This is a genomic window from Ferrimonas lipolytica (assembly GCF_012295575.1).
Lineage (GTDB): Bacteria > Pseudomonadota > Gammaproteobacteria > Enterobacterales > Shewanellaceae > Ferrimonas > Ferrimonas lipolytica.
Map to the genome: position 1 here is coordinate 1940470 of NZ_CP051180.1, position 13657 is coordinate 1954126.

Genomic DNA, 13657 nt, shown 5'->3' on the forward strand with positions numbered 1-13657 from the left:
TTGCAGTTGCTGGCTTCAGTAACGACATCGAATACCCCAGTGCGGTGCAGCGGTATTTAACCCTATGCGCCACTTAGGATCAATTGACTTTCGACAAAGCCGCAATCAACGTCACACTCCAACCAGAACTGGTTGTTTATCGGGCAAAACGGCAGCCAATACGCGCACAAAACAGCCACTAGTCACGATTGCGATTAGTGCTATCGACTCGCTCTATTGAGGTCAAAATGCCACGAAGGATATTCATCTCGATCTGCTCTGGTCGAGCGCGGTTAAATAACCGGCGTAATTTTGTAATGATTTGTCCAGGATGTGCTTGATTAATAAAGCCTGTAAATAGCAACACTTTTTCAAGATGTTGGTAAAAGCCTTCCATCTGTGCTGAATCGGGGTAATCGACTTCCTCTTCCTCTGCGGGGCTTTCCTCTAGCTCCAACTGCGCCATGCGCGTTTCGTAGCTGATTAACTGCACAGCCTGCGCCAAGTTGAGCGAGCTGTATTCAGGGTTGGCTGGGATGCATACGTGAAAGTGACACATCTGCAACTCTTCATTATTTAGACCGTGATTTTCACGACCAAATACTAACGCTACTGGACCCTGTTCAGATTGCTGAGCCAGCTTTCGACCAGCCTGACGTGCATCCAGCATGGGCCAACTGTGGGTACGACTGCGGGCACTAGTGCCAATAACTAGGCTGCAATCAGCAATGGCACTTTGCAAATCGTCGGTAACCACCAAACTGTCCAGTACATCCCCTGCCCCTGCCGCCAGTGCTGTCGATTTACCATCAACTTCAGTGCGCGGCGCCGCTAAATAGAGTTGCGACAACCCCATGGTTTTCATCGCTCGCGCAGCGGAGCCAATATTACCGGGGTGGGAGGTGCCCACTAAAACAATGCGGATGTTGCCAAGCATATGCAGATTGATCCTAACTAAAAACTGGAAGCGGATATTATCACAGCCAGCAACTATCATTTAGACCAAATGAAACTGAGATTTACAATCTAGGCCACTAGCACTATCACGCTTCCTAAGTAGCTATGACTGATGTGGCTAGAGTCGCTATCCCAGCGTAGTTTATGTATCAAAACTTACTCAGATTGGTATTAGTAATGATCGCCCTTGCCAACTGGCAAGAATTTGTTAAACTTGCGCGCCTTAATCCGAGGGACACTCCTCGGCCGCGTTCTTTTACATCCCTGGGGTATCGATATGCATCCGATGCTGAACATCGCCATTCGCGCTGCGCGTAATGCAGGTAACGTGATCACACGTGCCTATGAAGATTTCGACAAAGTTGAAGCTGAACAAAAAGGCTTGAACGATTATGTAAGTAACGTAGACCGTGACGCCGAACGCGCCATCATCGCTGCGATCCGTAAAGCGTATCCAGATCACACCGTTATTGGTGAAGAGTCTGGTACTGACATCGGTGAAAACGATTCATACAAATGGATTATCGACCCTCTGGATGGCACCTCTAACTTCCTGAAGCGTATTCCACACTTTTCTGTATCCGTTGCCTTACAGGTAAACGGCAAGACAGAGGTTGGCGTTGTTTACGACCCGATGACCAACGAGCTGTTCTCGGCATCTCGTGGCCAAGGCGCACAGCTGAACAGCCAACGTATCCGTGTTGCTAACCAACGTGAGTTAACCGGCACGCTGCTGGGTACTGGTTTCCCGTTCAAGGCTCGTCAGCACACTGACACCTACATGACTATTTTTGGCGAACTGTTTAACGACGTTGCTGATATGCGTCGTGCTGGTTCTGCTGCATTGGATCTGGCTTACGTAGCCTGTGGTCGTTTGGACGGTTTCTTCGAAATCGGCCTTAAGCCATGGGATTTCGCCGCCGGCGAATTGCTGGTTCGCGAAGCGGGTGGCATCGTTACCGACTTTACCGGTGGCCATAAGCACATCACCTCTGGCAACATTGTTGCCGGTGGTCCAAAGGTTACTGCAGGTATCGTTACCAAGATGCGTCCACACTTAAGTGATGCACTGAAGTAACAGCAACACTGCTGTAATACAAAAGGGTCGCTCAGCAATGAGCGACCCTTTTTTTGGGCTGTGTCGTAGTTAGCTGTTGAAGTTTATCTTAAGTCTTCGGCTTCACCGATTGCAGTACTCTTAAGGGGGGTATGTCGCGGTGGCGACGGCACATTTTTGTATGCATTAGGGGGAGCTTCGCCCCCTTTGGAATCCCCCTTTGCCTTAGGTCGCAGTCCAAAACGCTTCGCTGAACTGCTCCAATGCGGCAGAAGATCAATAGCGGTAGTGCTTTACCCTTGTATCGCGACTCGACTTGCCAGTGCTTTAACAGCCTTGGAAAGAGCAACACTTAATTGGTACACAGCCCTTTTTTGTTTGATAAGTTGCCCGTTCCGGCATCGTTTAACCCTCTAAACCAAGCCATTACAGCGACCAAATGTAAGCGCATATATGTTACATAACGTGTCGCTCAAGCTAACCACCTGTGTTCTCTATCGTTACCATCGACCGCCAAGTTCCGTGCCAAAAAGCGGTTACAAATGCTTACATTCAACCACTCCGAATGCCACTGCGTTAGCAACACTTAGCCATGCTAAATTTGGCCATAAGGAAAAAGGTTATGAAAGCTCTTCTACTCGGCGCAATAATGGCATTGGGTTGCAGCACCATGGCAGTAGCAGAAACCCGGTCTATAGTGGCAGCTGACGATTCCATGGAAACCCGAGTCTGCGTGCAAGCAGCAACGATTCCGATGCGTCGTTTTTCCAAAGCACTGCGCCACAACCGCTTAGATTACAAGATTATTGGCAAACATCTACGCTGTAACAACGAAGCGGTAGCCACCTTCGCTGCACGCTATAACTCAGACGACAGGGTCGCCAATCGATTGGCTCGGTATAGTAATGAAGAAGTTCGAACCAAGGTAAAGATCACCGAGTTAGCGAGCCTGAGTGGTACACTGGTTATATCCGCTAACTAAAGCCTTTTGATAACTATAAGATCAGGTATGCCCTGATCTTTTTATTGGCTAAATTGCTTTGGTTGTTCGAGTCAAGTTGCCCAGTTTCATCACCGTTAGGGTTGCAATCACACCAACTACAACAAACGGAAATAACAGCAAGCTCAACAACGCAACCCAAAAATACGATAAATGCCGTGGATGTAACCAACGTTGTCTTCGTTCGCTCGACGTCATATCTGACTGCTGCATCTCCCTACCCTCTTCCATCAAACACCGTTTTAACCAATCTAAGTATATCTGATCGATTCCGCCTCGCTGAATGAGATTTTTGTGCACTAGTTCACACCACGGTGACCACAACATTAGTTAGGGTAACGCCAACTTTCTATACTCATAAGCATCAACACAAGGATATATGGACAGAAGATGTTAAATCGCAAATATGGACTAAAGCTGATTAAATACGCCGAAGCCGGAATTCTGGTTTTGATAGCCATTGCGACTTTATTCGCGATTGGGGAGGAGGTGAAAACAGTGTGGCAACGAGGTCACGTTATTTTGGCGGATCTGCTGCTGCTGTTTATCTATCTGGAAGTATTAGCGATGGTAGCGAACTACGCCGAGATTGGTAAGCTACCGATTCGTATGCCTGTGTATATTGCCATCGTTGCGCTGGCACGCTACCTCATCCTCGACATGAAAGCGATGGATGACTGGCGAATTATTGCAATCGCTTCGGCCGCGCTCGTATTGGCGCTGACGGTTCAAGTGATCAGATATGGTCAGATTAAATTGCCATATCCAGAGCCGGGCCAACGCCAATCCGATGATTAGTGGTTACACACATTACCGCGATTAAGCACGAAACCTTCACCATCGACTACGATTTTGTCCATTTTCTGTAAAAATGCCAAAATCTGGTCGGCGGTTTGGTCTTCCGAGTGGCAGGTGTGGAAACGAGCGTCTGCACCGAATGCTTCGGTAGCCAGTTGGCTTAGTTGTGCAATCGCCTTAGGTTCGGTTTGTTGGCCAATCAAATTAATGAACTCATGAGCATGTACACTGGACATGGAAACTCCATCGTGGGCTTGTTTAAAGATGCATTAAGGTAGCACCTTTAGATGAATTGGCGAAAATCGCGCACCCTAATTGTGAAATAGCACACAAAATCCCCTTATCCAAACTCTCAGGAGTTCCAGTTGCTTGCTGAAACGATCAATCTCACCATTGGTTTAACCCAACAGATGAGCCTCTACCTGGTATTGGCCTACATGTTAACCAAAACCCCTGTATTACGACCGATGGTAGATTTGGCGCTGGGCTCGCCACATAAATTAGTGTTGTACATCACCTTCTCTTGCTTGTGCGTAATGGGAACCTATTTTGGTGAACAGACCCACGATGCTATCGCCAACACCCGCGCGATGGGGGCGGTACTATCAGGTTTACTCGGCGGTCCAGTCACCGGATTTTTTGTCGGCTTAACTGGCGGCTTACATCGTTACAGTTTGGGCGGGTTTACCGATCTTGCCTGTGCAGTATCAACCACCCTTGAAGGTACCTTTGCTGGCTTAATGCACCTGTATCTAGTACGTCGCAAAAACCTTGAGCAGTTGTTTAATCCATTTTGGGTATTTGCTATTGCCTTGGTAGCCGAGCTGCTACAGATGGCTACTATCTTGATTCTTGCCGAACCTTTTACAGATGCATGGCAGTTGGTCAAAACCATCGCGATTCCAATGCTGTTGGTAAACTCTCTCGGCGCCGCCATGTTCATGAGCATGATCCGCGATCAGCGGGCGATGGCGGAAAAAATCTCCTCAATCTACTCAGCTAAAGCACTAAAGATTGCCGAACGAACCGTGGGTCACTTAAGCCAAGGATTCAACCAGCAAACCGCAGGGGTAGTAGCTAAAATCATCTTTGAAGAAACCGGCGTCAGCGCCGTTGCCATTACCGACTGCAGCAAGTTGTTGGCCTTTATCGGTCACGGCGCCGATCACCATCTTCCTGCCACCCCTATTGCCTCTGCGCAAACCGCCGCTGCCATCAGAAACAACGAAGTGGTATTTATTGATGGAATCGAGCACCAATTTTCCTGTTCAATCAGCAATCAATGTCAGCTCGGCAGCTGCCTAATAGTGCCACTTAGAGGCGAAAATGAGGTGATTGGTACGGTTAAACTGTATGAGAAAAAATCACGATTTTTCTTAAATCTAAACCAAACCCTCGGGGAGGGGATTGCGCGGGTACTGGAAAACCAGATCCTCCATAGCCGTTTTATCGACCAGAAAAATCTATTGGTACAAAACGAACTGAAATTACTGCAAGCGCAGATAAACCCCCATTTTCTATTTAACGCCCTAAACACCCTTAATGCAGTGATAAGGATCGACCGAGATAAGGCGCGAGAGCTCACTCAGCAACTGGCGTCTTTTCTGCGCGCCAACCTCAAGCGCGGTACCGATACCATCACCTTGGCGGAGGAGCTCGAACACGTTGGCTCCTACCTCAAAATTGAGCGAGCCCGTTTTGGTGAGCAGCTTGAAGTAAGCTGGCAGATTGCCCCCGAACTGACGCAGGCCACCATGCCAACCTTCACCTTACAACCATTGGTTGAAAATGCGGTGAAACACGGCACCTCAACGCTGCTCGAGGTGGGCAAGATCAACATCAGCGCCCAACAAATTGATGGTAAATTACAGCTCAGCGTAACCGACAATGCCGGCGCATATCGCCCTAGCGGAGAGTCTGATGGGCTTGGAATGGGGATTGTTGATAAACGTATTAAGACGATGTTCGGTACAGAGTATGGAATAACCATCGAATGTGAGCCCGACCAATTCACCCGCATCAATGTACTATTACCAATGAGCACTGGCGCATGATCCGTACCCTGATAATCGATGACGAGCCACTGGCTCGGCAAGAACTAATGGCGTTACTAGCCGAACATCAAGACATTGAGGTCGTTGCTCAAGCGGCTAACGCCATCGATGGCCTCAGTAAGTTGCATCAGTTTAAACCTGACTTAGTATTGGTTGATATTCAGATGCCGAAGATCACCGGTATGGAAATGATTTCGATGCTCGACAACAACGAGCTGCCTCATATCGTCTTCGTCACCGCTTACGATCAATACGCAATTAAGGCTTTTGAACACCACGCCACTGATTACCTGTTAAAGCCGATAGAAGCGCAACGGCTGGCGCAAACCTTAGCGCGGATCCGTACCGCTACCACGCCAGCAATGACCACACAGCTGGAACCGTTACCCCACCTACCCTGCTATTCACACAAGCGCCTTAAGATCGTAGATGTCAGCGAGGTAGAATATGTGTTTTCCGATGTCAGCGGTGTCCATGTAGCTACCAGCGAAGGAACCTATCACACCCAGTTGACGCTGAAAGTAATTGAGCAACAGCCCACCTTCATTCGGTGCCACCGCCAATACCTAGTGCAAGCCGACGCAGTGGCAGAAATCATTCTATTAGATGGCGGTAACGCCGAAATTGAGACTCGCTCCAATCAAAAAGTGCCAGTGAGTCGTCGCTACCTAAAGCCACTTAAACAGAAATTTGGGTTCCAATAGTGTGATTTTTTAGATACATCCGCTAACTGCTTCTACACTTTCAGTTATCCAAGGGTGTTCCCAGATTCTGATATAAGTGCAACGAGGTAGTGTCATGTCTTTAACCAAAGCTGATCTCACTGATCTGCTGGTCAGTCAACGTCATTTGAAGGTTGCTGACGCTCGCAATCTAGTCGATGTGTTCTTCGAAGAGATCCGAGAGGCCTTAGAACAAGGCGAAGAGGTAAAACTCAGTGGCTTCGGTGTCTTTCACCTACGCGACAAAACCCCGAGGCCGGGGCGCAACCCCAAAACCGGCGAGTCCCATGAAATTGCAGCTAGGCGGGTAGTAACATTCTCGGCTGGAGGCAAATTAAAGGGCCGAGTGGCAACGCTAAAAGCTTGATATGTTGCTCAATTTAACTATCTAGCATGGAGTCATCGCTGTGGCTCCACTGCTCAATTCCAGTATTTGTTACCGCTTATTTAATATATCTGCCGCTTAGCAGCCTATATATACCGCTTACCTAGATCCTCCAGCAGCATTGATTTATAACCGTAAAATAACGCCCATTCATACTGTTGGGATTATGATCATGTTGTGGTTTTTTAGTTGTATCGCTTTACTGATCGGCGGTTACTTTATTTACGGTGCCTTTGTTGAGAAGGTATTTGGTATCAAGGAAGAGCGTAAGACGCCCGCTCTTACTCGCGCTGATGGCGTTGATTACGTGCCAATGTCTAAAGGCCGAGTCTATCTAGTTCAATTGCTTAACATTGCCGGTGTAGGCCCAATCTTTGGCCCTATTATGGGTGCGCTATACGGTCCAGCAGCAATGGTTTGGATTGTAGTCGGCTGTATCTTTGCTGGTGCAACCCACGATTACTTCTCCGGCATGTTGTCTGTTCGTAACGGTGGTGCATCAGTACCAAGCATCGTTGGTCGTTACTTAGGTAAACCTGCTAAGCACTTCATGAACTTGTTTGCCATCGTACTGCTGCTATTGGTTGGTGTTGTATTCGTGTCGGCTCCAGCCAGCATGTTAACCAACCTAATCAACTCAAACAGCGATCTGGTTGTTGGCAGCTTGACCATGGTTGGCATCATCTTCACCTACTACGTAGTTGCCACTATTGTCCCAGTTGACAAAATTATTGGCCGTTTCTACCCACTGTTTGGCGCCTTGCTGATCTTCATGTCTGTTGGCCTGATTACTGCGGTAATGTTCTCTGCGGACCACCAGCTGATGGGCGATTTTGTACCGTCTGACATGCTAACCAACATGAACCCTAATGACATGCCGTTATGGCCAGCATTGTTCATTACCATCGCTTGTGGAGCTATCTCAGGTTTCCACGCAACCCAGTCTCCACTGATGGCGCGTTGCATGGAAAATGAAAAGAACGGCCGCTTTGTATTCTACGGAGCAATGATTGGTGAAGGTATCATCGCACTTATCTGGTGTGCACTGGCTCTGTCTTACTTCGGTAATGTTGACGCCTTAGCCGCTGCTGTTGCAGACGGTGGACCAGGTAAAGTGGTATACGACGCATCCTTCGGCCTGCTCGGTGTAGCTGGTGGCATCATCGCTTTCTTGGGTGTGGTTATCCTACCAATCACCTCCGGCGATACCGCTTTCCGCTCTAGCCGCCTGATCTTGGCTGAATACTTCAGCATGAGCCAAGTTAAGATAGTTAACCGTCTGATTATCGCTGCGCCGCTATTCATCATCGGTGCGATTCTGACTCAGGTAGATTTCGGTATCATCTGGCGCTACTTCGGCTTCGCCAACCAATTAACTGCAACAATGATGTTATGGACTGCAACCGCTTACTTGGCTCGCGCCGACAAGCTGCACTGGATTGCTTCCGTACCTGCCATGTTTATGACTGCAGTAATCACTACCTTCATCCTTAACAGCGCCAAGCTTGGTTTCGGGTTACCAATGGAACTGTCTACCGCGTGTGGTGTTGTAACCGCTGCCGTAGCCGCTTGGTTCGTCATTGGCGTTATCGGTAAGCAAGAGCTACCGGCTGACGCTGAAGCGTAATTTCGAATAAGTCAGCAGCTTCTTCGAACGAAAAATGGCGACCCTCGGGTCGCCATTTTTTTTGGCTGTGTACCAATTAAGTGTTGTTCTTTCTAATGCTGTTAAAGCACCGGCTAGGCGAGTGTTGATACAAGGGCAAAGCACTACCGCTATTGATCTGCTGCCGCATTGGAGCAGTTCAGCGAAGCGTTTTGGACTGCGACCTAAGACAGAGGAGGATTCCAAAGGGGGCGCCCCCCCTAATGCATACAAGAATGTGCCGTCGCCACCGCGACATCATCCTCTAAAGCACCACAATCGGTGAAGCCGAAGGCTTGATATAAACCTCAACAGCTAACGACGACACAGCCAATTAATGGCCTAGTACCAAAGATGACTAAAGAAAGTTACCTCAAACTCAGTTTCAGTGAATTGCTCAGCATTTACCGCCTGCCCTGAGCGGCTCAGGCTCAGCTTGCCACCGTTGTCTTGCAATTGATATTGCTGGCCAAGCTCGGCATCAAACATCAGATAAGTCGCCTCATCTGTCCCATTCAAAGCCACCTCTAGCAGTTGAGTGCCAGCACCGACACGCAATTTGCCATCGGCAATAATGGCCGCACGGTCATTGGTGGAAACAATAGAAATGTTATCCGGCAAGGTAACCGCTGCGGATTCGATACTGCCCATCGCGGACACGGCAGAGGTAACGGATAGCAATGTTACGGCAACAAACTTAATCATATAGACCCCATTAAAGTTTCAACAATATACCCTTGTGAGTACACTATTAAAGCCTAAGCCGAGCCAAAGAATTTAACAAATTAAGTGCATTATATCGATATAGAGAAAGAACCTAGCTGTAACACCAATAGCAATAACGACAGTAACTGTAATTATTCTGCTTTGCTCGAAAAATCGGCGATATCTGTTGCCGATAAACCAGCTAATAGATTAATTTGACTTAGCCAATCGGTTTGCGCTGCCCTATCTAGATACAACAGCACTCTCTCACCGTTCCTTACCCAAGTTTGAATCTGCTCCAGCTCTGCAGTATTGACCGCGCTCTGAGCGGCGTCGCGTCGACACAACTCCAACAACTGCGCATCCAACTCAGTGGCATAGACAACCCTATCCAACCGCTGTAGCTCTGGCATCAACCCTATCGGCAACATCAACGGCTGTTGGTCGTTGTACATTAGCCACAGCTTGCCGCTCGGTAAATCTTTATTGATGGCAGCTTGCAGATGTTGCTCGCTGTCTTGGTTTAACACTAACCCATTTTGTTGCAGAAAGTGCTCCCAAACCACCCGAGGATTATCACTTTGCTGTTGCACCTTATGACGCTTGCTACCAATAAACTGCGCCAGCTTACCCAGTGACGATGGCAGTATGGTTTCAATTAGTGCTCGTAGGGTCCGCACCAACACCGGTGCCTTACCTTCACTGCCTATAGCCACCAACATTGGGGCCCTGTCAACGATAGCTGGAGTGATAACGGTACATAGCTCAGGTTGGTCAACGACATTAACCCACAAACCCAATGCCTTAGCTTCCCGGGCAATCTGCCGGTTTAATTCAGCGTTATCGGTGGCGGCAATAACACCTTGTCGTCCCTCTAAATGGTGCGGATCGTAATCGGTCGTAATGCATTCTATCCGTGCAGGAGCCAACTCGGTAATACTATCAACCCAGTCGAGCGAAACCACCGTTATAACCGCGTTGGAGCGAGCCCACAGGGCAACCTTGCGGGCAGCAACTTCACCACCACCCACCACCAACAAACGCATATGCTCAGTATCATGAAACAGAGGAAAATATCGCATTAGTTCACCGGTTCGCTGCCACAGTTCCAACACAGCTCAAAGTGACCATCATTTTGTTCATGACAGTCGACGCATTGCCACGGTGCCATGGTCTGTTGATAGCGTACCATGATCTGCTGCGCCTTAGTGATATGGCAGCGCTGCACCAATAGCCGTATCTGCTGGGCGTCAACTGGTAACTCACCAGCGGCGCCCCCTAATGCTTCACCGAGCAAACGTACGAGGATCCCTTGTTGCTCCAACATGCCTTTTACGGCATTGGCTTCTATCGAATTACTGGCACGAAAAAGCTCAACGTAGCTATCCATAGCGGCCCTCTTGATATTTTTACCCCAATGATTGGGGAATTATGGTGGGCTGTTATTTTCCTTTTATGCCCACTCCGATTTTGCGTGATCCAGATAGCAAAAAGCCACCCCTGAGGGTGGCTTTTTAATCTATTTATTGTGCTTAAGGCAGAATAGGATCTTGATCAGCACCCTCTTTCTCAATCACAACCGGCAACATGTGCTCACGGGTAATGCCCAACTTGATTGCGGCAAAGCTCGCAACGTAAATCGATGAGTAGGTACCAAAAGCGATACCCAGCAACAACGCAGTTGCAAAACCGTGGATCATTGAGCCACCAACCAAGAACAATGACACCACCACAAACAAGGTGGTCGCGGTAGTAATTATGGTCCGGCTCATGGTCTGGGTAACCGAGGCGTTAACGACATGCTCTGGAGTGCCCTTACGCATCTTGCGGAAGTTCTCACGAACTCGGTCATAAACCACGATGGTGTCGTTCAATGAGTAACCCACTACCGCCAGTACCGCCGCCAGCACGGTCAGATCGAATTCGATCGACAGCGCAGAGAACACACCCAGAGTAATAATTACATCATGCACCAATGCCAGTACCGAACCGACAGCCAAACGCCACTCAAAACGGAAAGCAACGTACATCAGAATACAGATGATTGCTGCCAGTACCGCTAGTCCCCCCTGCTCAGTTAGCTCTTCACCAACCTGCGGGCCAACAAATTCAACGCGTTTGATAACGGCATTGTCCGACACTGAACGGGCAGCCGACTCAACCTTACCAACCAGAACATTGCCTTCGCCAGACTTTGGCGGCACACGCACTAGAATGTCACGAGCACTACCAAACTGCTGTACAACAGCGCCGTTAATACCTTGACCTTCTAACGCACCACGAACATCTGCAGGTGAGGTAGCTTCCTGGTAGCTAATCTCAACAACGGTACCGCCGGTGAAATCCAAGCCCCAGTTCATGCCGTTAGTCGCCATGCTAGTGATGGATGCGATCATCATTAATACCGAGAAACCGACAATCGGCTTCGCGTGCTTAAGGAAATCGACGGTGTTCTTTAAATTTAAGATCTGAAACATCGTAAACCCCTTAGATATCCAGTTTCTTCATTCGCTTGCCACCCCACAGTGCGTTAACAACTGCACGGGTACCAATGATGGAGGTGAACATGGAAGTAGCAATACCGATCATCAAGGTTACCGCAAAGCCTTTCACTGGGCCGGTGCCCACTGAGAACAGGATCAGCGCAGTAATCAAGGTAGTAATGTTGGCATCAGCGATGGTTGAGAATGCGTTAGCGTAACCTTCGTTAATCGCCTGTTGCACACTTCGACCGGCGCGGATTTCTTCACGAATACGCTCGAAGATCAGCACGTTGCCATCAACCGCCATACCAACAGTCAGAACGATACCAGCAATACCCGGCATGGTTAGGGTCGCCCCTGGGATCATCGACATAATACCAACCATCAAGATGATATTACCCGCCAATGCAACGACTGAGATTACGCCAAACTTGCGGTAGTAAACCGCCATGAACAGAACCACAGCCAACATGCCATAAAGCAATGCGGCCTTACCGTTGTCGATGTTCTCTTGACCCAATGATGGGCCAATGGTGCGCTCTTGCACGATGGTAATTGGCGCAATCAAGGCACCGGCTCGCAGCAATAGCGCCAAGTTTTGCGCTTCGGCTGGCGAATCGATACCGGTAATGCGGAAGCTACGACCTAGACGTGCTTGAATTGTGGCGACGTTAATCACCTCTTCAATCTTATCGAAGGTAGGACGACCATCAGCATCGCGCTCGCCGGTTGGCTTGTACTCAATGAATACCGTCGCCATACCTTTACCAATCATATCCTTGGTAAAGTCTGCCATCTTGTTACCACCCACAGCATCGAGATCGATGTTTACCTGTGGTTGACTGGTTTCGCTGTAACCGGATTTAGCACCGGTGATGTGGTCACCAGTCAAGATAACCGCTTGCTTCAGAATTACTGGACGACCATCACGGTCGTTATATAACTTAGCGTCTGGTGGCACAATGCCACGCATGGCTGCGTTCACATCGGCGTTTTCAGCCAAGGCGCGGAACTCCAGCGTAGCCGTTGCCCCCAAGATCTCTTTCGCCCGAGCGGTATCCTGAACACCCGGCAGTTCAACGGTGATGCGATCCGCACCTTGGCGTTGTACAACTGGTTCAGCCACACCTAGTTCATTCACACGGTTGCGAAGAATGGTGATGTTCTGAGTAAGTGCGTACTCCTGCACCTCTTTTAGGTAAGGTTCAGTGAAGCTAGCAACAAAGCTGGTGGAATCGCGGTCACTAAAGATCAGGTTCTGATGCAGACCTTGCAGGTGTGCTTTTGCTTTTTCAGCAATATCTTCCTGACGAAAACGCACTTCTACCCCGGTAGGTGCAATGCGCACACCAGAGTAGCGTAAACGCTCTTCGCGCAACTGCGAGCGGAAATCCGCCACAATCTGCTCTTGCTGCTTGTTGATCGCCTCGTTCATATCAACTTCCATCAGGAAGTTAACACCACCGCGCAGATCCAAACCAAGCTTCATTGGCGTTCCACCCAATGACTTCAGCCATTCAGGGGTCGCTGCAGCCAAGTTGATGGCAACGATGTAGTCGTCACCCAATTGTGCGGCTACCAGCTCCTTGCCACGGCCTTGATCCTCGACGTTATTAAAACGTACTTCTACCAAGCCGTTTTCCATCACCACACTTTTGCTAGCAATACCTGCCTGTTCTAGAGCGTCACGCACCTGATCTACGGTAGTCGCAGAAACAGTCGCATTACGGCCAGCAGAGATCTGCACGGCCGGATCTTCCCCATAAACGTTTGGCAAGGCATACAGCAGTCCAATGGCGAGAATAAACACCACCATCAGGTTTTTCCACATCGGGTATTTGTTCAACACACCGCTGCCCTCTTTAATCAAAC

The 13657-nt window shown here is 48.9% G+C and carries 14 protein-coding genes; 7 read left to right on the forward strand and 7 right to left on the reverse strand.

Annotated features, from left to right (window positions below; genetic code table 11):
• Positions 1-178 precede the first annotated feature (178 nt).
• The gene (trmJ, locus tag HER31_RS08980; protein ID WP_168660263.1) at positions 179-916 is read right to left on the reverse strand and encodes a tRNA (cytosine(32)/uridine(32)-2'-O)-methyltransferase TrmJ; all 738 of its coding nucleotides are present in this window, start codon (positions 914-916) and stop codon (positions 179-181) included.
• Between the two features lie 297 nt (positions 917-1213).
• Here trmJ and suhB point away from each other — a divergent pair, with 297 nt between their 5' ends.
• The 3 genes from suhB to HER31_RS08995 all read left to right on the forward strand — a co-directional run bounded on the left by suhB (position 1214) and on the right by HER31_RS08995 (position 3791).
• Entirely contained in the window at positions 1214-2014 is an 801-nt protein-coding gene (gene suhB / locus HER31_RS08985; protein WP_168660264.1) for an inositol-1-monophosphatase, read from the forward strand.
• Positions 2015-2615: 601 nt separating this feature from the next.
• Positions 2616-2975 carry a DUF3718 domain-containing protein gene (locus tag HER31_RS08990; protein WP_168660265.1) on the forward strand — a complete coding sequence of 120 codons (360 nt, stop codon included), beginning with the start codon at positions 2616-2618 and terminating at the stop codon, positions 2973-2975.
• A 408-nt stretch (positions 2976-3383) separates the two neighbouring features.
• The gene (locus tag HER31_RS08995; protein ID WP_168660266.1) at positions 3384-3791 is read left to right on the forward strand and encodes a phosphate-starvation-inducible protein PsiE; all 408 of its coding nucleotides are present in this window, start codon (positions 3384-3386) and stop codon (positions 3789-3791) included.
• Here the strand turns inward: HER31_RS08995 and HER31_RS09000 are convergent.
• Entirely contained in the window at positions 3788-4027 is a 240-nt protein-coding gene (locus tag HER31_RS09000) for a YecH family metal-binding protein (protein WP_168660267.1), read from the reverse strand. The genes HER31_RS08995 and HER31_RS09000 overlap by 4 nt on opposite strands.
• A 144-nt stretch (positions 4028-4171) precedes the next feature.
• On the opposite strand from HER31_RS09000, the gene HER31_RS09005 reads away from it, so the two are divergent.
• The 4 genes from HER31_RS09005 to HER31_RS09020 all read left to right on the forward strand — a co-directional run bounded on the left by HER31_RS09005 (position 4172) and on the right by HER31_RS09020 (position 8579).
• Complete coding sequence (locus HER31_RS09005; protein WP_168663239.1) at positions 4172-5845, forward strand: sensor histidine kinase; 1674 nt, start codon at positions 4172-4174, stop codon at positions 5843-5845.
• Positions 5842-6549, forward strand: a complete 708-nt coding sequence (gene btsR / locus HER31_RS09010; RefSeq protein WP_168660268.1) for a two-component system response regulator BtsR — start codon at positions 5842-5844, stop codon at positions 6547-6549. Before HER31_RS09005 ends, btsR begins: the two co-directional genes overlap by 4 nt.
• A gap of 94 nt (positions 6550-6643) precedes the next feature.
• A complete protein-coding gene (locus HER31_RS09015; protein WP_168660269.1) occupies positions 6644-6934 on the forward strand; it encodes an integration host factor subunit alpha in 291 nt (96 codons plus the stop codon).
• Positions 6935-7124: 190 nt separating this feature from the next.
• A complete protein-coding gene (locus tag HER31_RS09020; RefSeq protein ID WP_168660270.1) occupies positions 7125-8579 on the forward strand; it encodes a carbon starvation CstA family protein in 1455 nt (484 codons plus the stop codon).
• Positions 8580-8939: 360 nt separating this feature from the next.
• Here HER31_RS09020 and HER31_RS09025 read toward each other — a convergent pair whose 3' ends face one another.
• The 5 genes from HER31_RS09025 to secD all read right to left on the reverse strand — a co-directional run bounded on the left by HER31_RS09025 (position 8940) and on the right by secD (position 13634).
• On the reverse strand, positions 8940-9302 hold the full coding sequence (locus HER31_RS09025; RefSeq protein WP_168660271.1) for a DUF3581 domain-containing protein: 363 nt from the start codon (positions 9300-9302) through the stop codon (positions 8940-8942).
• Positions 9303-9454: 152 nt separating this feature from the next.
• Complete coding sequence (locus tag HER31_RS09030; protein WP_168660272.1) at positions 9455-10384, reverse strand: precorrin-2 dehydrogenase/sirohydrochlorin ferrochelatase family protein; 930 nt, start codon at positions 10382-10384, stop codon at positions 9455-9457.
• The gene (locus HER31_RS09035) at positions 10384-10692 is read right to left on the reverse strand and encodes a putative signal transducing protein (protein ID WP_168660273.1); all 309 of its coding nucleotides are present in this window, start codon (positions 10690-10692) and stop codon (positions 10384-10386) included. Before HER31_RS09035 ends, HER31_RS09030 begins: the two co-directional genes overlap by 1 nt.
• Positions 10693-10834: 142 nt before the next feature.
• Complete coding sequence (gene secF, locus HER31_RS09040) at positions 10835-11779, reverse strand: protein translocase subunit SecF (protein ID WP_168660274.1); 945 nt, start codon at positions 11777-11779, stop codon at positions 10835-10837.
• A 10-nt stretch (positions 11780-11789) separates the two neighbouring features.
• Positions 11790-13634, reverse strand: a complete 1845-nt coding sequence (secD, locus tag HER31_RS09045) for a protein translocase subunit SecD (protein ID WP_168660275.1) — start codon at positions 13632-13634, stop codon at positions 11790-11792.
• Positions 13635-13657 lie beyond the last annotated feature (23 nt).

Excerpts from the sequence above, each read along its gene's own strand:
- HER31_RS09000 (WP_168660267.1), bottom strand. The coding sequence starts at position 4,027 with ATGTCCAGTGTACATGCTCATGAGTTCATTAATTTGATTGGCCAACAA.
- HER31_RS09015 (WP_168660269.1), top strand. The coding sequence starts at position 6,644 with ATGTCTTTAACCAAAGCTGATCTCACTGATCTGCTGGTCAGTCAACGT.
- trmJ (WP_168660263.1), bottom strand. The coding sequence starts at position 916 with ATGCTTGGCAACATCCGCATTGTTTTAGTGGGCACCTCCCACCCCGGT.
- HER31_RS09030 (WP_168660272.1), bottom strand. The coding sequence starts at position 10,384 with ATGCGATATTTTCCTCTGTTTCATGATACTGAGCATATGCGTTTGTTG.
- btsR (WP_168660268.1), top strand. The coding sequence starts at position 5,842 with ATGATCCGTACCCTGATAATCGATGACGAGCCACTGGCTCGGCAAGAA.
- HER31_RS08995 (WP_168660266.1), top strand. The coding sequence starts at position 3,384 with ATGTTAAATCGCAAATATGGACTAAAGCTGATTAAATACGCCGAAGCC.
- HER31_RS09020 (WP_168660270.1), top strand. The coding sequence starts at position 7,125 with ATGTTGTGGTTTTTTAGTTGTATCGCTTTACTGATCGGCGGTTACTTT.
- HER31_RS09025 (WP_168660271.1), bottom strand. The coding sequence starts at position 9,302 with ATGATTAAGTTTGTTGCCGTAACATTGCTATCCGTTACCTCTGCCGTG.
- secF (WP_168660274.1), bottom strand. The coding sequence starts at position 11,779 with ATGTTTCAGATCTTAAATTTAAAGAACACCGTCGATTTCCTTAAGCAC.
- HER31_RS08990 (WP_168660265.1), top strand. The coding sequence starts at position 2,616 with ATGAAAGCTCTTCTACTCGGCGCAATAATGGCATTGGGTTGCAGCACC.
- HER31_RS09035 (WP_168660273.1), bottom strand. The coding sequence starts at position 10,692 with ATGGATAGCTACGTTGAGCTTTTTCGTGCCAGTAATTCGATAGAAGCC.
- suhB (WP_168660264.1), top strand. The coding sequence starts at position 1,214 with ATGCATCCGATGCTGAACATCGCCATTCGCGCTGCGCGTAATGCAGGT.